General features: G+C 76.0%; 15 protein-coding genes. 10 read left to right on the forward strand and 5 right to left on the reverse strand.

Annotated elements, in window-relative coordinates; all coding sequences use genetic code 11:
• Together ACZ7JZ_RS27970 and ACZ7JZ_RS27975 are read right to left on the reverse strand one after the other, a co-directional pair.
• Positions 1 to 1,702, reverse strand: a 1,702-nt coding sequence (locus ACZ7JZ_RS27970) for a condensation domain-containing protein (protein WP_470943890.1), incomplete at its 3' end; no start/stop codon positions are given.
• Between the two features lie 241 nt (positions 1,703 to 1,943).
• On the reverse strand, positions 1,944 to 3,326 hold the full coding sequence (locus ACZ7JZ_RS27975) for a helix-turn-helix domain-containing protein (RefSeq protein WP_470943893.1): 1,383 nt from the start codon (positions 3,324 to 3,326) through the stop codon (positions 1,944 to 1,946).
• 446 nt (positions 3,327 to 3,772) lie between these two features.
• Between ACZ7JZ_RS27975 and ACZ7JZ_RS27980 the strand changes: the two genes are divergently transcribed.
• Complete coding sequence (locus ACZ7JZ_RS27980; RefSeq protein WP_470943894.1) at positions 3,773 to 4,000, forward strand: hypothetical protein; 228 nt, start codon at positions 3,773 to 3,775, stop codon at positions 3,998 to 4,000.
• A 270-nt stretch (positions 4,001 to 4,270) separates the two neighbouring features.
• Here ACZ7JZ_RS27980 and ACZ7JZ_RS27985 read toward each other — a convergent pair whose 3' ends face one another.
• On the reverse strand, positions 4,271 to 7,522 hold the full coding sequence (locus tag ACZ7JZ_RS27985) for an AfsR/SARP family transcriptional regulator (RefSeq protein ID WP_470943896.1): 3,252 nt from the start codon (positions 7,520 to 7,522) through the stop codon (positions 4,271 to 4,273).
• Between the two features lie 204 nt (positions 7,523 to 7,726).
• Between ACZ7JZ_RS27985 and ACZ7JZ_RS27990 the strand changes: the two genes are divergently transcribed.
• Positions 7,727 to 8,131, forward strand: coding sequence for a nuclear transport factor 2 family protein (locus ACZ7JZ_RS27990; RefSeq protein WP_470943898.1), 405 nt, complete (start codon positions 7,727 to 7,729; stop codon positions 8,129 to 8,131).
• Between the two features lie 60 nt (positions 8,132 to 8,191).
• Here the strand turns inward: ACZ7JZ_RS27990 and ACZ7JZ_RS27995 are convergent, their stop codons facing one another.
• Positions 8,192 to 8,821, reverse strand: a complete 630-nt coding sequence (locus tag ACZ7JZ_RS27995) for a TetR/AcrR family transcriptional regulator (protein WP_470943901.1) — start codon at positions 8,819 to 8,821, stop codon at positions 8,192 to 8,194.
• Between the two features lie 139 nt (positions 8,822 to 8,960).
• Here ACZ7JZ_RS27995 and ACZ7JZ_RS28000 point away from each other — a divergent pair, with 139 nt between their 5' ends.
• The 4 genes from ACZ7JZ_RS28000 (at position 8,961) to ACZ7JZ_RS28015 (ending at position 12,046) form a co-directional block, all read left to right on the forward strand.
• The gene (locus ACZ7JZ_RS28000) at positions 8,961 to 9,356 is read left to right on the forward strand and encodes a cell division protein SepF (RefSeq protein ID WP_470943902.1); all 396 of its coding nucleotides are present in this window, start codon (positions 8,961 to 8,963) and stop codon (positions 9,354 to 9,356) included.
• A 55-nt stretch (positions 9,357 to 9,411) separates the two neighbouring features.
• Entirely contained in the window at positions 9,412 to 10,932 is a 1,521-nt protein-coding gene (locus ACZ7JZ_RS28005; RefSeq protein ID WP_470943905.1) for an AAA family ATPase, read from the forward strand.
• Positions 10,929 to 11,330 (forward strand): nucleotide pyrophosphohydrolase, encoded by a 402-nt coding sequence (locus ACZ7JZ_RS28010; protein ID WP_470943907.1) that lies wholly within the window; start codon positions 10,929 to 10,931, stop codon positions 11,328 to 11,330. The genes ACZ7JZ_RS28005 and ACZ7JZ_RS28010 overlap by 4 nt, the downstream gene beginning before the upstream one ends.
• 206 nt (positions 11,331 to 11,536) lie before the next feature.
• The gene (locus ACZ7JZ_RS28015) at positions 11,537 to 12,046 is read left to right on the forward strand and encodes a DUF6099 family protein (protein ID WP_470943908.1); all 510 of its coding nucleotides are present in this window, start codon (positions 11,537 to 11,539) and stop codon (positions 12,044 to 12,046) included.
• Positions 12,047 to 12,077: 31 nt separating this feature from the next.
• Here ACZ7JZ_RS28015 and ACZ7JZ_RS28020 read toward each other — a convergent pair whose 3' ends face one another.
• A complete protein-coding gene (locus ACZ7JZ_RS28020) occupies positions 12,078 to 12,359 on the reverse strand; it encodes a hypothetical protein (RefSeq protein ID WP_470943910.1) in 282 nt (93 codons plus the stop codon).
• A 203-nt stretch (positions 12,360 to 12,562) separates the two neighbouring features.
• Between ACZ7JZ_RS28020 and ACZ7JZ_RS28025 the strand changes: the two genes are divergently transcribed.
• The 4 genes from ACZ7JZ_RS28025 to ACZ7JZ_RS28040 all read left to right on the forward strand — a co-directional run bounded on the left by ACZ7JZ_RS28025 (position 12,563) and on the right by ACZ7JZ_RS28040 (position 18,595).
• The gene (locus ACZ7JZ_RS28025) at positions 12,563 to 13,513 is read left to right on the forward strand and encodes an LLM class F420-dependent oxidoreductase (RefSeq protein ID WP_470943912.1); all 951 of its coding nucleotides are present in this window, start codon (positions 12,563 to 12,565) and stop codon (positions 13,511 to 13,513) included.
• A 7-nt stretch (positions 13,514 to 13,520) separates the two neighbouring features.
• Positions 13,521 to 14,387 carry a homocysteine S-methyltransferase gene (mmuM, locus tag ACZ7JZ_RS28030; protein ID WP_470943913.1) on the forward strand — a complete coding sequence of 289 codons (867 nt, stop codon included), beginning with the start codon at positions 13,521 to 13,523 and terminating at the stop codon, positions 14,385 to 14,387.
• A gap of 114 nt (positions 14,388 to 14,501) precedes the next feature.
• On the forward strand, positions 14,502 to 16,010 hold the full coding sequence (locus ACZ7JZ_RS28035) for a 3' terminal RNA ribose 2'-O-methyltransferase Hen1 (RefSeq protein ID WP_470943916.1): 1,509 nt from the start codon (positions 14,502 to 14,504) through the stop codon (positions 16,008 to 16,010).
• A complete protein-coding gene (locus ACZ7JZ_RS28040; protein ID WP_470943918.1) occupies positions 16,007 to 18,595 on the forward strand; it encodes a polynucleotide kinase-phosphatase in 2,589 nt (862 codons plus the stop codon). Before ACZ7JZ_RS28035 ends, ACZ7JZ_RS28040 begins: the two co-directional genes overlap by 4 nt.
• The last annotated feature ends 123 nt before the right edge of the window (positions 18,596 to 18,718 follow it).

Genomic DNA, 18,718 nt, shown 5'->3' on the forward strand with positions numbered 1-18,718 from the left:
CGGCGAAGTCGGTGCCGCGTTCGAGGAGGATGCCGGCGAGGTGTCCGCGGCGTAGTCCGCGGTCGGTGAGGTGGTGGGCGAGGCGGTTGGCGCGTGCGTTGAGTTCGCCGTAGGTGAGGGTGGTGTCCTCGAAGACGACGGCGGGGTGGTCGGGGCGGATGCGCGCCTGCTCCTCGAAGAGACCGCCCAGTGAGGCGTCCGGGATCGGGACCGCGGTGTCGTTCCACTCCTCCAGCACCAGCCGCCGCTCCACCTCGTCCAGCAACTGCATCTTGTGCAGGGGGATTTCGGGGTCGCCCGGCTCGCCGTCGAGGGCCGCGTCCACGAACCGCAGGAAGCGTTCCTGGTGGTCCGCCACCGCCGCCGTGTCGCACACCTCCGGCGAGGCGTCGAAGTCGATCCGCAGCCCGGTCTCGGGCCCCAGGTCGTAGATCCCGATCGCCAGGTCCTCCACCGGCCCGTTGGTCAGGTTGTGGGCCGTCGCCGGCTGCCCGCCGAAGGTGAAGTCCGGTGCGAACGCCATGATGTTGACCAGCGGGGAGCTGATCCGCCGCTCCCCGTCCGCCGGATCCAGGTCCCGGCAGACGTCCTCGTAGCGCGTCATCTGGTGCCGCAGCCCGTGCCGGGTCTCCGTCACCACCGTCTTGACCAGCTCGGACAGCGGAGCCCCGGGGTCCACGGGGATCCGCAGCGGCACCACGTTCGAGCACATGCCCGGGGTGCGGCGGGCCAGTTCGGTGGTCCGCCCGGTCACGGGCAGCCCGAGCACGAGCTCCCGCCGCCCGCTGACCCGGTGCGTGTACGCGGCCGTCAGGGCCACCATCAGCATCGTCCACCGGGTCCGGTAGGCCCGGGCCGCGGACCGCAGCCGCTCCGCCCGCTCCGGCGGCAGGACCACGGTGCGGCGTACGAACGGCAGCCCGCCGCGCTCCCCTCCGGACCCGGCGGCCGCCCCGGACGCCGTCCGGCCCTCCCCGATCCGGGCCGGTCCGGGCGCGCCCGCCAGGTGCTCCGCCCAGTGCGCCCGCTCGGCCGGGGCCCCGGGCGAGGACCGGAAGGCCGCGTCCTCCGCGAGCAGTTCCGGCAGGGTGCCGAAGGGGCTGTCGCCCCAGGGCCGGCCCGCCAGTGCCCGCTCGTACAGCTCCACGAGCCGGGCGTCCAGCAGGGCCGCGCCCATCCCGTCGATGACCAGGTGGTGGTAGCTCTTGAAGTAGAAGAACCGCTCCGCGCCGAGCTTGAGCAGCGCGTGCCGGCTCAGCTCCCCGCCCGCCGGGTCGAAGGGCAGTGCGATCGTCGCGGCCACCCACTCCCGGGCCCGCCCCAGCGGGTCCGCCTCGGCGCTCAGGTCCACGAACTCCAGGTGCCGCGCTCCCGGTTCGGCGTCCAGGAGCTGCCATACCCCGTCCTCGTCGCACCCGGTGCCCGCGATGCGCAGCACGTCCGCCTCGCAGGCCAGCCGGTACCAGGCCGCCGCCAGCAGCTCCGGGTCCACCGGCCCGCGGATGTCGTGGTACTCGCCGATGCTGTAGCGGCAGCCCGTCGGGTCCAGGTCGTGGGCCATCCAGATATCGCGCTGGGCCGCCGACAGCGGCAGCCGCACGGGGGCCGGCGCGGCGGGGGTCGCCTCGCCGCGGGCCGCCGGTCCGGGGGACGTGCGGCCCGCACCGGGCGCGGTGCTCGGTTCGGACGCCATGAGGGCCATGCGGGAGCTCCTTGGGTTCGCGGTGTGCGGGTGGTCGGGCCGTCTCCGGGGCGATCCGCGCACCAACCGGCCGATGTCATCCAAACCCCGGCGGGTGGCCGCGGGCGGCAGTTGTTCCGGCACTCCGGCAGCAGAACGGCGGCAGCGCAGGCGGCAGTTGATCCCTCAGCCGACCGGCTCCGCCGACGCGGCAGCCGACCGTCAGCCGATCCGGCCGCGGGCCGCCGGGGGAGCGGCGGGGTCAGCGGGCGGCGGCGGCCTGGGCGTCCGCGGCCTCGCGCAGCAGGCCGTCCCGTACGAGCCGCAGCACCCGGAAGCGGCTGCGGCCGGCCTCGTGGCCCGGCCGGATCAGCCCGGCGATCAGCAGGTCCCGCACCATCCGCCCGCTCTCGGGCAGCCCGCGCCCGGTCAGCGCGACGACCTCGTCCAGGCCGAACCCGCTCTCCGGGCCGTCGCACAGGGCGTGCAGCAGCTCCCGGTGCCCGGCCGGCAGCCGCAGCAGCCCGCGGCGCAGCCCCTCCTGGAAGCGGCGGCCGCCGTCGCCCCCGGCCAGGTGGTCGAGGAGCGGGGCCGGGTCCCCGTCGAGGGTGGTGCCGAGGGTGCGCAGATCGCAGACGGCGAGCCAGGAGGCCGCGGCCCCCAGGGCCATCGGCAGCCCGTCGAGCCGCCGGCAGATCCGCGCCACCTCGGCCAGGTCCCCGGCCGCCGGGGTGAACTCGGGCCGCACGCGCCGCACATGGTCGAGGAAGAGCCGTACGGAGGGCAGTGCGGCCGTGTCCGCCGCCGTCGCGGACTCCGGGGCGCCCGGCTCCGGTACCTCCAACGGGCCCAGCAGGAAGGGGCGTTCGCCCGGCACGTCCCAGGGCCGCTCCGAGGTGACGAGCAGCCGCAGCCCCGGGCAGTCGCGCAGCAGCCGGGTCAGCCGCTCGGGCCGCGGGCAGCCGCCCGGGGCCCCGTCGAGGACGAGCAGCACGGGCCGGTCCCCGAGGAGTTCGGAGAGCCCGCCGCAGTCGGCGGCGCCCTCGTGCCCGAAGAGGTACGCGACCCCCGCCCTGACCGGCTCGGCGGCCCCGGCGTCCGCCGGGGCCAGGTAGTCCATCGCCGCCCCCGGGAAGGCGTACCAGAGCACCGGCATCCCGTCGGCGTGCAGCCGGTCCGCCGCCTCCAGGGCCAGCCGGGTCTTGCCCACGCCGCTCAGCCCGACCACGTGGACGAGCCGCTCCGCACCCGAGGACAGCTCCCGCGCCATCACCCCGGCCTCGGCCTCCCGGCCCGTGAGCCCGTGCAGCGCGGTCGGCGGCGCGGGCGGCTCGCAGTCCAGCCCCGCCCCGGCCGGCCCGGTGAAGCGGCCCTGCTGGGCCGCCGCCTCCAGCGCGGCCCTCGCCCGCGGGCCCAGCCGCAGGGCGTCGGCCATCAGCCGCACGGTGTCGGTGCGCGGCCGGCGGGCCTTGCCCTGCTCCAGGTCGCGGATGGCCCGGACGCTGATCGTCGACAGGTCGGCCAATTCGCGCTGGGTCAGGCCGATGCGCAGGCGGTGCCCCCGTATGAGCGCGCCGACCCGGGTGGTCTCGGCCGCGGAGTCGGGCTCCGGGTGGGGGGCTGCGGCCGGGCTGATGGTGCTCATATGCGCTCCCGCGAGTCGTGGTGGGGAACCCGGAGGCAGATGCAGGCCCTGCGCCTCCTCGTGGGACGGCCGGTGCCCGGTTCCTTCTTCCATCGTGCGAACTTCGCTATCGGCAGGGCATCACCCGACCAATGGCCAGGGGTTAGCGGTGCGGGGCCCCGGGCGGCGCGGGCCCGGCGGCGTTATCAGGCCAATGCCCGGGAGGGGCGGGAGTGCCGTCCGGGATAGCGGGGAACTGTTCCGGGCCGCCCCGCGCTATCACGGGGCACACGCCGCCGGAGTTCGGGTGGAGCGGTGGTGGAGCCGTGATAGCGCCGCGATAGGGGCGGAGACGGTGCCGGGATTCCAGCCCTTCCTAACGTGGTGCCCACAGAGAGCGAAGAGCAGCGGGAAACACGCAGAACCGCAGCTCGGAGCAGGGAAAACCACCAGAAGGGACCACCCCGATGAACCTCGCCAAGGCCTTCCGCACCGCCCTCCTGACCGCTGTTGTCGCCGGTGCCGCGGTACTCGGCACCCAGGCCGCCCAGGCGGACGAGGCCACCGGCACCCCGGTTCCCCCCTCCGGCATCGTCCAGGTCACCACCCCGGAGGACGGCGGGGTCCAGCAGCAGAACGCCGCCCCCACGCCCAGCCCCACCGCCACCAACCACGGCAACGACCCCTGGGACTAATCGACCCGGCACGACCCGCACGAAGCGCGACCGCACGACCCGCACGAAGGCACCACCGCACGAAGGCACGACCCGCACGACCCGAGCGACACCGCACCGCACCGCAGCGCCCGGATCGCCCGGGACCGGCAGCAGGAGCCGGCCCGGCACGCCACAGCGAACGATCCGCCGGCCCGCAGCGGCAGCGACGGAACAGCCGGAAGCCGGAAGCCGTACGGCACCGGCCCGCAGATCCGCACCCCCGCCGACGGCACCACCCCGCCGACGGCCCTAGCCGCCCAGCATCAGCTCCGCCTCGCGCAGCTCCGGCACCATGTTCCGGTCCCGGAACGCCTGCGCCGCGCACTCCAGCAGGTCCCGCGAGCGCACCGCCTCGCCCGAGCGCGCCAGCAGCCGCGCCAGGTCGAGCCGCACCAGCGCCGCCCCGCCCTGGTCCATGATCTGCTCGCGCACGGACAGCGACCGGTCGTAGAAGCCCCGCGCCTGCTCGTCGCGGCCCATCGCCGCGAGCGCCTGGCCCAGGTCCCGCAGCAGGTGCCCCTCGCCGATCACGTCACCGCGGCTGCGGCACAGCTCCAGCACCTCGGTGAAGGTGACCACGGCCCGCTCGTGCTCCCCCTGCTGGCGCAGCAGCTGGCCGACCCGGCGCAGGGTCCGCGCCTGGCCGCCGGTGTAGCCCACCGTGCGGTAGATGCCCAGCGCCTCGTCCAGCTGGCCCTTCGCCGTGTCCCCCCGGCCCCGCCGCATCCAGATGTGCGCGCTGTGCGTGAGCACGTTGGCCCGGCCCACCACGTCGCCGGCCAGGTCGAAGTCCGCGAGGGCCAGGCCGTACAGGTCCAGCGCCCGGTCGTCCTCGCCGCGCAGCCGCTCCAGCAGCGCCAGGTCCCGCCGGCACAGCGCCCGCCCGTGCGGGTCCCCGAGCTCCAGGAACAGTTCGAGCGCCGAACCCAGCGAGCCCCGGGCCTCGTCGTGCTGGCTGCGGCTCAGGTGCAGCGAGCCCATCGAGCCCAGCAGCGCCGCCGTGCCGCGGGTGTTGCCGGCCAGCCGCACGGCCTCCAGGGCCTGCCGGTGGGTCCGCTCCCAGTGGTCGTGGTACCCGCGCACCTCGAACAGCGTGACCAGGGTCGTCGCCAGGTCCCAGCACACCTCGTGCAGCTGCTCGCGCGCCGCGTGCTCCACCGCCTGGCACAGGTTGGCCTGCTCGCTGTCCAGCCACTCCAGCGGGTCGATCAGCAGCTCGTCCACGACCATCTGCGGCGGCCGCCAGCGCGGCGCGCTGCCGTGCAGCACCGTGAAGTCGCCCCCGTAGATCCGCCGGTGCGCCTGCTCCGCGAGGGCCATCCAGCCGCCCATCATCCGCTCCAGCGCCCCGAGCTGGGTGGCGGGCTCGTCGTGCGCGGCGAGCTGCTCGCGGGCGAAGACCCGGATGATCTCGTGGAAGCGGTAGCGGAACCCGCCCGTGGACTCGACGCCGACCACGTCCAGCATCTGCACGTCGACGAGCGGTTCGAGCAGGTCCGAGGGGAAGGGCCGGTCGTCGTCGAGCAGCGCGCCCGCGAGCCAGCCCGGCAGGGTGGGCCCCTGCGCCAGGCTCAGGAGCCGCAGCAGCCTGCGGTCCGGGGCGCCCAGCCCGTCGTGCGTCAGCGACAGGCTGGCCCGCATGGTCATCTCGCCGTGCGCGAGCTCGTCCAGGCGGTGCCGCTCGTTCGCCAGCCGGTGCACCATCGAGGCCAGCGACCAGTGCGGCCGGGCGGCCAGCCGCGCCGCGACGATCCGCAGCGCCAGCGGCAGCCCGCCCACCGTGCGGATCAGCGCCTCGGCGGCCACCGACTCCCGTGCCACCCGGTCCTCGCCGATCACCCGGACGAGCAGCTCCAGGGCCCGTTCGGTGTCCAGTACGTCCAGCTCGATCCGGTGCGCCCCGGGCAGCCCCGTCATCCGGACCCGGCTGGTCACGAGCACGGCGCAGTTGCGGCTGCCCGGCAGCAGCGGCCGGACCTGGCTCTCGGAGGCCGCGTCGTCGAGCACGACCAGCACCCGGCGGCCCGCGAGCAGGGTCCGGTACATCTCGGCCCGCTCGTCGAGGGACTCGGGGATCACCGGGCCCGGGATGCCGAGGGCCCGCAGGAAGCGGCCGAGCACCTCGGTGGCGGTGGCCGGCGTGCCCGTCGTACCGCGCAGGTCGCAGTACAGCTGCCCGTCCGGGAAGCCGTTCTCGCTCAGCAGGTGGGCCGTGTACGTGGCCAGGGTGGACTTGCCGGTGCCGGGTTTGCCGACGATCACGGCCACGCCGACGGCGCGCCGCGTCCCGTCCCCGATCAGGGCCCGCTCGATCACCGCGATCTGCTCCGCGTCGCCCACGAAGTCCGCGGTGTCGGCGGGGAGCTGGCGGGGGATCTCCTCCCGGTAGCCGAGGCCGGGCTCCGCCGGGGCGGGTACGGCCACGGCCTCGGCGGCCGCCGCCTCGGGGGACCCCGTCCCGCCCGCGGGACCCGCGAGCACAACCGTTCCTGCACCGGCTGCGCCCGCCGTACCCGCCGCACCCGTCAGCCCGGTCGCGCCCGCCGGACCCGCACCCGCAGACCCGCCCGCCCCGGATCCGCGACCCGCCTCCGGGCCCGTACCCGCCCCGGCCCCGCCGTGGGCAGCGCGATCCAGCGGTGCGGAGAACCCGCCGGCGGCGCCGCCCGCCCCGGGGCGCGCCGGAGCGGCCGGCGCACCCGCGGCGGGCGGGTGCAGCACCGCCTCGCCCGACAGGATCGCCGACTCCAGCTGCCGCAGCTCCTCGCCCGGTTCCAGCCCGAGCTCCTCGACCAGCAGCTCCCGGCCCACCCGGTAGGCCTCCAGGGCCTCGGCCTGCCGCCCGGAGCGGTACAGGGCCAGCATGAGCTGGCCGCGCAGCCGCTCGCGCAGCGGGTGCTCGTGCACCAGCAGCTGGATCTCCCCGACCAGCTGGTGGTGGCGGGCGAGGTCCAGCTCCAGCTGGAGCCGGGTCTCGACGGCCGTCAGCCGCTCCTCGTCCAGCTGCCGCGCCTTGCTGCGCAGGGTCTCCGCGGACACCCCGCCCAGGCAGTCCCCGAGCCACAGCCCCTCGGCCCGGCGCAGCCGCTCGGCCGCCTCGGCCGCCTCCCCGGACCTGGCGAGCGCCCGCGCCTCGGCCACCTGCCGCCCGAAGAGCACCGCGTCCACGCCGCCGTCGTCCGTCATGAGCACGTACCCGGGCGGCCGGGTGGTGATGGCCGCGTCGATGCCCGCCCCCGTGAAGAGCTTGCGCAGCCGGGACACGCAGATCTGCACCTGCGTGCGGGCGGTGTCGGGAGGCTCGTCGTCCCAGATCAGGTCGACGAGGTAGTCGGTGCTGACCACCCGGTTGGCTTCCAGCAGCAGGGCGGCCAGGATCACTTCCTGCCGGCCGGGAGGCACCCGCACGGGACCGGCGGGGCCCGAGACCTGTAACGGCCCGAGGATCCGGAAAACGGGTCGGTCGGGGGCAGGGCGTACCCCGCCGATGGAATCGGGCATGCGTCTCCCAGCTCGGGGCAAGGCACTTGGAGAGTCAGGGGAGTTGAAGATCCACGTTGGAGCCGTGCCAGTCTTACGGAACAGGCACGTTCTTGTCCATGGTGTGCAGTTTCCGTGGTGGTCCCGCTCCGTGATAGCCCTGCGATAGTTCGGGGTTGCGCGCACCGAGCACAGTGGCGGGGGTCGGAGAAAGGACGGATCCCCGTGAACATTCAGCGCAACGAGCACGGTCAGCCGGTACGCGCGCGGCGGCCCAGCCGCATGGCGACGGCGGCCGGGGTGGACCACGTACGGCTCGCCTACCACTACCTGGACTGCGGGGACGTGGACGGGTACGGCTCGCTGCTGGACGAGGACGTGGAGGTCCGCCACCCCGACGCGCCGCCCGGCCGGGGGCGCGCCGAGGTGCTCCGGATGCACCGGGAGGGCCGGGGGGACCGCGGGGACCGGGTCCCGCCGGCCCGGCACGCCATCGACCGCATCGTCGCCGACGGCGACAGCGTGGTGGCCGTGGGCCGGGTCGGCGGGGTGGAGTTCGTGGACGTGTTCACCCTGTCCGACGAGGGGATGCTGCGCGGCTGTCGCCGCTACTACCACGCCACCCCCTGAGGGCGGTTCAGGAGGGCGGCCCCCGCGTAGGTCCGCCGGCGGCGACGTGCCGTCGGCGGCCTACTGGCCGAGCACCCGTGCGGCCAGGACCGAGAGGATGCGCACGATCCGCTGGGGCTCGAAGCCCAGCGTGCGGCGCTGGTGCCGGAAGACCTCCGGGGCCAGCGGGCTGAGCAGGACGTCCACCCAGCTGTCGGGATCGTCCACGCCCGCGTCCAGCAGCAGCGAGCGCACGTGCGTGCGCCAGGACCGGTACGCCCCGCTGCGGAACCGCGCGGCGCCCGCCTCCGCACCCAGCACCAGCGGCAGGTGGCGGTCCAGCAGCTCCACCGAGGCGGCGTAGAACGCGGCCAGCCGTTCCGCGGGCGGCGCCCCCGGTCCCAGCGGCGGCGGCCCGTAGACCAGCTGCTGCCGCAGCTGCCGCTCGTGCTCCTCCAGCAGGGCCACGGCGATCGAGGACGGATCGGGGAAGCGGCGGTAGAGGGTGGCCCGGCCGACCCCGGCCGCCTTCGCTATCTGCCCCATCGTGACGGTGTGCGGATCCTGCTCGGCGAAGAGCTGCTCGGCGGCGCCGAGTATCTGCGCGCGGTTGCGCAGGGCGTCGGCGCGCGGGCGCGTGTGCTGCCGCGGAAGCCTCCGGCCGGCCCCGGGAGGGCCGCCGCGCGGGCCCGCCCCGTCGCCGTCAGTCATGGCCACGACCTTACTCGCGGCAAGTGGAGGGGGGTCTCCCGGAGCGCGCCGCGCGCCGCGCCGTGTCGGTGTTGGGCTGAACGGGTGAAACGCGAGAGGATGGGCGGATGCACAAGAAGCGTGGGGCCGAGGTGGGCCGGTGAGCAGGTACGACGTCACCGACGAACAGTGGGAGGGGCTTGCCCAGGTGGTGCCCCTGCGCAGCCGCAACGAATGGCCTTCGCGGGTCGACCACCGCACCATTCCCGGGCCCGGACAGGACCCCGCGGCGGCGACCCGGCGGTTCGTCGTCCTGCGCGTGCAGGTCTTCGCGGACGCGCGCGAGGTGGCGGAGTACCTGATCGCCCAGATCCCGGTACTGCTCGACCTCACCGCCGCCGACACCGAGGTGGCCAAGCGGATCCTGGACTTCAGCAGCGGCGTGGTCTTCGGACTCGGCAGCGGGATGCACCGGGTGGACCGCAACGTCTTCCTGCTGGCGCCCGTCGGCACCGAGGTCGAGGGGATCGCCGCGGCGGCCGTCCCCCAATCGTAGGAAGGCGCCGGGGGCGGAACGGTTCGCCGGGGCCGGGGGTGGCTAGCGTCCCGCCATGGACGCCCCCCGCCCCGCAGCCCCGCCCCCGTACGGCCCCTCCGTACGGGCCGCCGCACCCCCCGCCCCCGTACGCGACCCCCTGCACCCGGCCCCCGCGCCCGCACCCGTCGCCCCCGGCGCGTCCGGCCCGCCGGGCACTGCCGTACGGCTGCCCGCGCGCCCGGCCCCGGCCCCCGCCCCCGCACCCGGCGCGCCGGCCCCCGGCGGGGACCCGGCCGGCGACGTCTCCGTACGGGTCCCCACGGCCCGTACCGGCTCCCGTACGGGCCCCGGTACCGGCTCCGGTGCGGCCTCCCGTACCGCTGGACCGGCCGCCCGCCCCCGGGCCGCCCGCCCCCTGCGCCCGGCCCGCCCCGCCGTCACCGAACTGCGCCTGTCCGCTTACAAGGCCCACCGCGGCGCGGTCTTCCCGCTGACCGCGGTCACCCTCTTCGCCGGCCCCAGCGGCAGCGGCAAGTCCCAGGCCCTGGAGGCGTACGCCGCCCTGGCCGCCCTCGCCTGCGGGGACCCGCTCGCCGAGGTGTTCCCCGAACCCGCGGCCTGCGTGCCCGAGCGGGCCGCAGCCGACACCCAGGGCCGGCGCGGCTTCCGGATCGGCTGCACGGTCGACGGGCCAGAGGGCCCCGTCGCCCTCGACCTCGCCGTCCAGGCCGAACCCGAACTGCGCGTGGTCGGCGAGAGGTTGAGCGCGGGCGGCCAGACCCTCTTCACCACGGCGCTGCGCGACCCCGGCCGGCGCTCGGTCCAGGGGGCCTGGTTCACCGGCGGCACGGTCGGCGTCACCCGCGCCCCGCTGCCCGACGACCGCCTCGGCACCGCCCTGCTGCCGCTGCGCGTGGCGGGCAGCACCGCGGGCCAGCGCCGGGTGCTGGCCGCCGCCGAGCAGCTGGTCGTCGCCCTGCGCGCCGTGTTCGCCTGCGATCCGGAACCGCACCTCATGCGGGAGCCCGCCGCGCGCGGCGCCGGACTGCTGAGCTCCGGCTGCGGGAACCTCGCCGAAGTGCTCCTGCGCACCCGGGACGAGTGCGTCACCCGGCACGCGGCCCTGGTCGGCGCGGCCGGCACCGGCTGCGCCGGGCCGGTCGCGGACATCGCGGCCCGCGAACTGCCCGACGGCCGGATCCGTGCCGTCCTCAGCCGCGGCAGCGGCCTGCCGGACACCCCGCTGGACCGGCTCGCCGCGGGCGAACTGCGCTACCTGGCCCTCGCGCTGGTGCTGCTGACCGGCCCCGGCGTACTGGCGGTCGACACGGCCGCCGAGCTGCTGCCCGCGCGGCAGGCCCTGACCGTCCTCGCCGACGGCCTCGACCGCTGTCTCGACCCCCGCCAGGCCGCGGCGCTGCTCGGGCTGGCCGCGGCCTGCGGCGTGCGCGGGCACATCCGGCTGGTGGGGGCGGTCGGGGCGGTGGGGGCCGCCGCGGGGGAGGCGGCGCGGGCCGCCGCGGTGCGGGAGGGGGAGGCGGCGGGGACCGGCGAGGGGGGCGGCGGGCTGTCGGTGGTAGACCTGGAGGGGTGAGCGAATCCGAGAACACGGCCGGCGGGGCCCCGGCGCCGTCCGTCGAGGCCCTGCAGCGCCGGCTGGCCGCCTTCGCGGCGGCCCGCGACTGGGAGCAGTACCACACCCCCAAGAACCTGGCCGTCGCGCTGAGCGTGGAGGCGTCCGAACTGGTCGAGATCTTCCAGTGGCTGACGCCCGAGCAGTCCGCGCGCATCATGGAGGACGCGGACTCCGCGCACCGCGTGGCCGACGAGGTGGCGGACGTGCTGGCGTACCTGCTGCAGTTCTGCGAGGTGCTGGGGGTGGATGCGCTGGGTGCGCTGGCCGCCAAGATCGAGCGGAACGAGAGCCGGTTCCCGGCGCCGGGACGGGACGGCGGGAGCCCAAATCGGGCCGATCGTCACTCTTCGGAGTGATGGACTTGTCCACAACCGTGAGAGTGTCCACAGATTTCCGAATACCCCTGGCTTTACGGTCCCGTTGCCCTCACGCTGGGTAGTGAGTGAGGGACGGCGTCACGTCGTCGAGAGGGGCGCGGAGGGGTCGCGGCGGACCGTGTGGGGTCCGGCGGGCCGCCGCGGGCCCCAACGGGTGTTGAGGGGTACGGGACGGGGGACGGCTCATGGATGCGGTGCGGCTCATCGCGGCCGGCCGCCATGCTCTGGCACAGAGCCGGGCGGCACTGGACATCGTGGTGGAGGCCTGGCAGGCCCAGGCGCTCGCCCAGGCGGTAGGAAGCTGGCTGGCGGTCACCGGACCGCCTGAACTCAGATCGGAGTCAAGGGGGTTGGGGGAGGCGGGGGGCCGCGGCTGCGGGGTGCTGGACCGCCCCGCGCTCGCCCTGGAGGGCAGGAGCGCGGACGTCCTGCCGAGGGCTTCGCAGATGACCGGGATCTCCGACCCCCGGCAGGCCCTGCTGGGGCTGGGGGCGCTGTTCGGAGAGGTGGGCATAGCCCTCGTCGGGGTGGCGTGCGCGACGGACGAGGAGGGCCTGTACTGGCAGTGCATCGAGGCGATCGACGCCGCCGACGAGTCGAGCGACCGGGTGCGGGCGATCCTGCGCAGGCTCGCCGACCGGGAGCGGGGCAGCACCTCGGGCGCTGCCCGCGACTCGACGGCCGGGGCGACCTGACCGGGCCGGGGTCCGTGGCCCGGCCGGCGCCTCAGTGGCCGCGGTAGGAACCGTACGGGGAGCTCTCCGGGCGGATCTCCGCGGCGGGCTCGGCGGGGCGGGTCGGCGGGAGCGACGGCGCCGCGGTGCGCTCCCCGGAGGACTGGAGGTCGGCGTCGAGCTGGGACAGGTCGGCGTTGAGCGCGGCCATCAGCTCCTCCATCTGCTGCAGCAGGCCCTTGGGCTGTCCGCCCTGCGTGGGCGCGGGCTGCTCCAGCCGTGCGTGGTCGTGTGCTGCCTGTCCGGGGTGCTCGGGCACGGATTCCTGGGACATGGCGGCCTCCTCGGCCCGGGCCCTTCCGCGGGGGAAGGGTGCGGTGGACGCACCGGCGAGGGCCGCCGGCGCGCGGGCCGGGCGGTCCGGCTCCGTCCGAGCCAACGATCTCCGTCGGCGCCGGTCACTGGCGGGGACGGGCGCGGCGGCCCGGGTTGACGGAGATTCACCCTGCCGGGGTGCCGAACCGGCAGGATGGAGGAATGGATCTTCGCATCTTCACCGAGCCCCAGCAGGGCGCCTCCTACGACACGCTGCTCAGGGTGGCCAGGGCCACCGAGGACCTCGGCTTCGACGCCTTCTTCCGCTCCGACCACTACCTGCGGATGGGGCCGGAGGTGCGGCCGGCCCCGGGGGAGGACCCGCCGGGGATGCCGGGGCCCACGGACGCCTGGATCACCCTGGCCGGGCTGGCCCGGGAGACCCGCCGGATCCGCCTCGGCACCCTGATGACCGCGGGCACCTTCCGGCTGCCGGGCGTGCTCGCCATCCAGGCCGCACAGGTCGACGCCATGTCGGGCGGCCGGATCGAACTGGGCCTGGGAGCAGGCTGGTTCGGGCGCGAGCACGAGGCGTACGGGATCCCCTTCCCGGCCGAGCGGTTCGCGCGCCTGGAGGAGCAGCTGGCCATCGTCACCGGGCTGTGGGCCACCCCCGTCGGGGAGACCTTCAGCTTCGAGGGCGCGTACTACCGGCTGGACGCCTCCCCGGCCCTGCCCAAGCCGGCGCAGGCCCGGGTGCCGGTGCTGATCGGCGGGCACGGGGCGCGGCGCACCCCGCGGCTGGCGGCCCGGTACGCGGACGAGTTCAACATCCCGTTCGCCTCGGTTGCCGACACCCGGCGGCAGTTCGGACGGGTGCGGGAGGCCGCCCGGGAGGCCGGGCGGGACCCCGGGGAGCTGGTGTACTCCAACGCCCTGGTGGTGTGCGTGGGCAAGGACGACGCGGAGGTCGCCCGGCGGGCGGCGGCCATCGGGCGGGAGGTGGACGAACTCAAGGCGAACGGGCTCGCGGGCAGCCCCGGGGAGGTGGTCGAGAAGATCGCGGCGTACCGGGAGGCGGGATCCTCCCGGATCTACCTCCAGGTGCTGGACCTGCACGACCTCGACCACCTGGAGCTGATCTCCGCCCAGGTCATGAGCCGGCTCGGCTGAGGCCGCGGTGCGCGCGGGCGGACCCCTGCCGCTGGAGCAGCGGACCGTGCTCCTGGACGGCGGGCTGAGCAACCAGCTGCTCGACCAGGGCTGCGACCTGTCGGGGCCGCTGTGGACGGGGCGGGTGCTGGCCGGGGCCCCCGGGCAGGTCCGGGCCGCCCACGCGGCGTACCTGCGGGCCGGGGCCGAGGTGCTGACCACGGCGAGCTACCAGGTCACCGAACCGGCGCTGGTCCGCCGCAGCGTGGAGCTGGCGGCCGCCGCGGCGGGCGGGACCGGGCGCGCCGTGTGGGTGGCCGGCTCGGCGGGCCCGTACGGGGCGGTCCTCGCCGACGGCTCCGAGTACCGGGGGCGGTACGGGCTGGGCCGCGCGGAGCTGGAGCGGTTCCACCGGCCGCGGATCGAGGCGCTGGCCGCGGCCGGGGCGGACCTCATCGCGGTGGAGACGGTACCCGACACGGCCGAGGCCGAGGCGGTGCTGCGGGTGCTGGCCGACTGCCCGGTGCCGGCCTGGCTCTCGTACACCGTGGAGGGCGGCCGGACCCGGGCCGGGCAGCCCCTCGACGAGGCCTTCGGGCTGGCCGCCGGGGTGCCGGGTGTCATCGCCGTGGGGGTGAACTGCTGCCACCCGCGCGAGGTCGGCCCCGCCGTCGAGGCCGCCGCCGCGGCCACGGGCGGGCCGGTGGTGGCCTATCCGAACGACGGCTCGGCGTGGGAGGCGGACCGGGGCCTGTGGCGGCCCCCGGCGGATCCTGCGGAGGGCTGGGAGCCGGAGCGCTGGCAGGCGGCCGGCGCCCGGCTGGTCGGAGGCTGCTGCCGGGTGCCCCCGCGCGCGATCGCGGACCTGGCGCGCCGGCTCGCCCGCCCCGGCTGAACCGGCCCGCCCGGACAGGCGGCCCGCACCAGCCCGTGCGGGCCCGCGCGGGCCCCGTCCGGGGGCCGGGAAAATGCCTGGTGGTGGCCGGAGCGGCGGAGAATACTCGGACGGGTGTTCCTGACGATCTCCACCACCGGTACCCCTGACCGCCCCGCGACCGATCTCGGCTTCCTGCTGCACAAGCATCCCGGCAGGGCGCAGTCGTTCAGCACCTCGCACGGTACGGCCCACGTGCTGTACCCCGAGGCCTCCGAGGCGCGGTGCACGGCGGCCCTGCTGCTGGAGATCGACCCCGTCGCCCTCGTCCGCAAGGGCCGCGAGAGCGGCCGCGGCCGCGGCTCCGCCCCCGACGCCACGCTGGCCCAGTACGTGAACGACCGGCCGTACGCGGCCTCCTCGCTGCTGGCCGTCGCCCTCGCCCAGGTCTTCCGCACCGCCCTGTCCGGCGAGTGCCGCAACCGCCCCGAGCTGGTCGGGCGCACCCTGCCGCTGCGCGTCGAGGTGCCCGCCCTGCCCGCCCGCGGCGGCGGCGCGGACCTGGTCCGCAGGCTGTTCGCCCCGCTGGGCTGGACCACGGTCGAAGCCGTCCCGGTCCCCCTGGACGGGCAGTTCCCCGCATGGGGCGACTCGCGGTACGTGCAGCTGGTCCTCGAGGGCGAGCTGGTCCTCGCCGACGCCCTGCGCCAGCTGTACGTCCTGCTGCCCGTCCTCGACGACGCCAAGCACTACTGGGTCACCCCCGACGAGGTCGACAAGCTGCTGCGGGCCGGAGAGGGCTGGCTGCCCGCGCACCCCGAGCACGCCCTGATCACCAGCCGCTACCTGTCCCGGCGCTGGGGGCTCACCCGGGCCGCCATGGAGCGCCTGGAGCTGGCCCGCCTCGCCGACGCGGACGACAGCCGGGCCGAGGACCTCGACAACGCCGTCGAGGACCTGCCGCCCGGCGAGGAGCGGCCCGTACCCCTCGCGGCCCGGCGCCGCGAGGCGGTCCTCGGCGCCCTGCGCGCCGCCGGCGCCCAGCGCGTCCTGGACCTCGGCTGCGGCCAGGGCCAGCTGGTGCAGGAGCTGCTCAAGGACCCGTCGTTCACGGAGGTCGTGGGCGTGGACGTGTCCGTGCGCGCCCTCACCGTGGCCGCCCGCAGGCTCCGCCTGGACCGCATGGGCGAGCGCGTGCGCTCCCGGGTGACCCTCGTCCAGGGCTCCCTGGCGTACACCGACAAGCGGCTGGCCGGGTACGACGCGGCCGTGCTCAGCGAGGTCGTCGAGCACGTGGACCTGCCGCGGCTGCCGGCCCTGGAGTACGCCGTGTTCGGGTCCGCGCGCCCCCGCACGGTGATCGTGACCACCCCCAACTCCGAGTACAACGTGCGCTGGGAGTCGCTGCCCGCCGGGCACCTGCGGCACTCCGACCACCGCTTCGAGTGGACCCGCGGGGAGTTCCGCACCTGGGCCGCGCAGACCGCCGCCCGGCACGGCTACACCGCGGAGTTCCTGCCGGTCGGCCCCGACGACCCCGAGGTCGGACCGCCCACCCAGATGGCCGTGTTCACCCTCGCCGCACCGACTGCACCCCCCGCACCCACCACGTCCGCCACCCCGAAGAAGGAGGAGGAGGCATGACCGAGCAGCACGCACCGCGCCGGCAGGACCGCGCCGCGGGCGCCCCGCGCCCCGGCCGCACCCTCGCCGTTCCCGACCTCTCCCTCGTGGTCCTGGTCGGCGCCACCGGATCGGGCAAGTCCACCTTCGCCCGCCGGCACTTCAAGCCCACCGAGGTCATCTCCTCGGACTACTGCCGGGGCCTGGTCGCCGACGACGAGAACGACCAGGGCGCCAGCCGCGACGCCTTCGACGTCCTGCACTACATCGCGGGCAAGCGGCTGGCCGCCGGACGCCTGACCGTGGTCGACGCGACCAGCGTCCAGCCCGAGGCCCGCCGCTCCCTGGTCCGCCTGGCCCGCGAGTACGACGTCCTGCCCGTCGCCGTGGTCCTCGACATGCCCGAGGAGGTCTGCGCGGCCCGCAACGCCGACCGCCCCGACCGGGCCGGCCTGCCCCGCCAGGTCATCCAGCGCCACCGCCGCGAACTGCGCCGCTCCCTGCGCGGACTGGAGCGCGAGGGCTTCCGCAAGGTGCACGTCCTGCGCACCCCCGAGGAGGCCGACACCGCCGAAGTGGTGCGCGAGCGCCGGTTCAACGACCTGCGCCACCTCACCGGCCCCTTCGACATCGTCGGCGACGTGCACGGCTGCTCCGCCGAGCTGGAGACCCTGCTGGAGCGGCTCGGGTACCGCGACGGGGTCCACCCCGACGGCCGCACCGCCGTGTTCGTCGGCGACCTCGTGGACCGCGGCCCCGACAGCCCGGGCGTCCTGCGCCGGGTCATGGGCATGGTCCGCTCCGGCAGCGCCCTGTGCGTGCCCGGAAACCACGAGAACAAGCTCGGCCGCCACCTCGCCGGCCGCAGGGTCCAGCGGACCCACGGGCTCGCCGAGACCGTCGACCAGCTCGCCGGGCAGAGCGAGGAGTTCGTCGCCGAGGTGCGGGAGTTCATCGAAGGGCTGGTCAGCCACTACGTGCTCGACGGCGGCCGGCTGGTCGTCTGCCACGCCGGGCTGCCCGAGAAGTACCACGGCCGCACCTCCGGCCGGGTCCGCTCGCACGCCCTGTACGGGGACACCACCGGCGAGACCGACGAGTTCGGCCTGCCCGTGCGCTACCCGTGGGCCGAGGACTACCGCGGCAAGGCGGCCGTCGTGTACGGCCACACGCCGGTCCCGGCGGCGGGCTGGCTCAACAACACCATCTGCCTGGACACCGGAGTCGTCTTCGGCGGGAAGATCACCGCCCTGCGCTGGCCCGAGCGCGAACTGGTCGACGTACCGGCCGAGAAGGTCTGGTACGAGCCGGTGCGCCCGCTCGCCCCGGAGGCCCCCGGCGGGCACGAGGGGCGCCCCCTCGACCTCGCGGACGTGCACGGCCGGCGGGCCGTCGAGACCCGGCACCTGGGACGGGTCGCCGTGCGGGAGGAGAACGCGGCCGCGGCCCTGGAGGTCATGAGCCGGTTCGCCGTGGACCCCCGCCTGGTGCCGTACCTGCCGCCGACCATGGCGCCGACCCCCACCTCGAAGGAGGACGCCTTCCTGGAGCACCCGGCCGAGGCCTTCGCCCAGTACCGGGACGACGGCGTGGCGGAGGTCGTGTGCGAGGAGAAGCACATGGGCTCCCGCGCCGTGGTGCTGCTCTGCCGCGACGGGGCCGCCGCCCGCACGCGGTTCGGCGCCGCCGGGGCGACCGGCTCGCTGTACACCCGTACCGGCCGCCCGTTCTTCGACGACCCGGCCGTCACCGAGGAGGTCCTGGAGCGGCTGCGGACCTCCGTCAGCGCGGCCGGGCTCTGGGAGGAGCTGGGCACGGACTGGCTGCTGTTCGACGGCGAGCTGCTGCCGTGGTCCCTCAAGGCCACCGGACTGCTGCGCACCCAGTACGCCGCCGTGGGCGCAGCCGCCGGCGCGGTGCTCCCCGGGGTCCTGGCGGCCCTGGAGGGCGCCGCCGCCCGCGGGGTCGACACCGGCGGCCTGCTGGAGCGCCAGCGGGAGCGCGCCGCGGACGCGGCCGCCTTCACCGAGGCGTACCGGCGCTACTGCTGGCCCGTGCAGGGCCTGGACGGGGTCCGCTTCGCCCCCTTCCAGCTGCTGGCCGCCGAGGGCCGCAGCCTGGCCGCCGTACCGCACGACGAGCAGCTGGCCTGGCTGGACCGGCTGGTGGCCGCCGACGCGCGGGCGGGCACCGGGCTGCTGCGCACCACCGGGCGGATCCTCGTGGACACCGGGGACGCGGACTCGGTGCGGGCGGGCACGGACTGGTGGCTGCGGCTGACGGAGTCCGGCGGCGAGGGCATGGTCGTCAAACCGCTGGCCGCCTTCGCGGCGGGCCGGGACGGCCGCCCGGTGCAGCCGGGGGTGAAGGTCCGCGGGCGCGAGTACCTGCGGATCATCTACGGTCCCGAGTACACGCGCCCGGAGAACCTCCAGCGGCTGCGGGCCCGTTCGCTGGGCCACAAGCGCTCGCTGGCCCTGCGGGAGTACGCGCTGGGGCTGGAGGCCCTGGAGCGGCTGGCCGCGGGCGAGCCCCTGTGGCGGGTCCACGAGCCCGTGTTCGCGGTCCTCGCCCTGGAGTCGGAGCCCGTGGACCCGCGGCTCTGAGCCGCCGCCGGGCCCGTCCGCGCCCCCGGCCGCGCCCGACGCGTTAGGTCACATGGGTGAATTTTTCGGGGAATCGGCGGGCGGGCTCGTTCTTGCAGGGCAGCGGAGTGTCCGCGATCCCCT

This window comes from Streptomyces sp. NPDC038213, assembly GCF_055600495.1.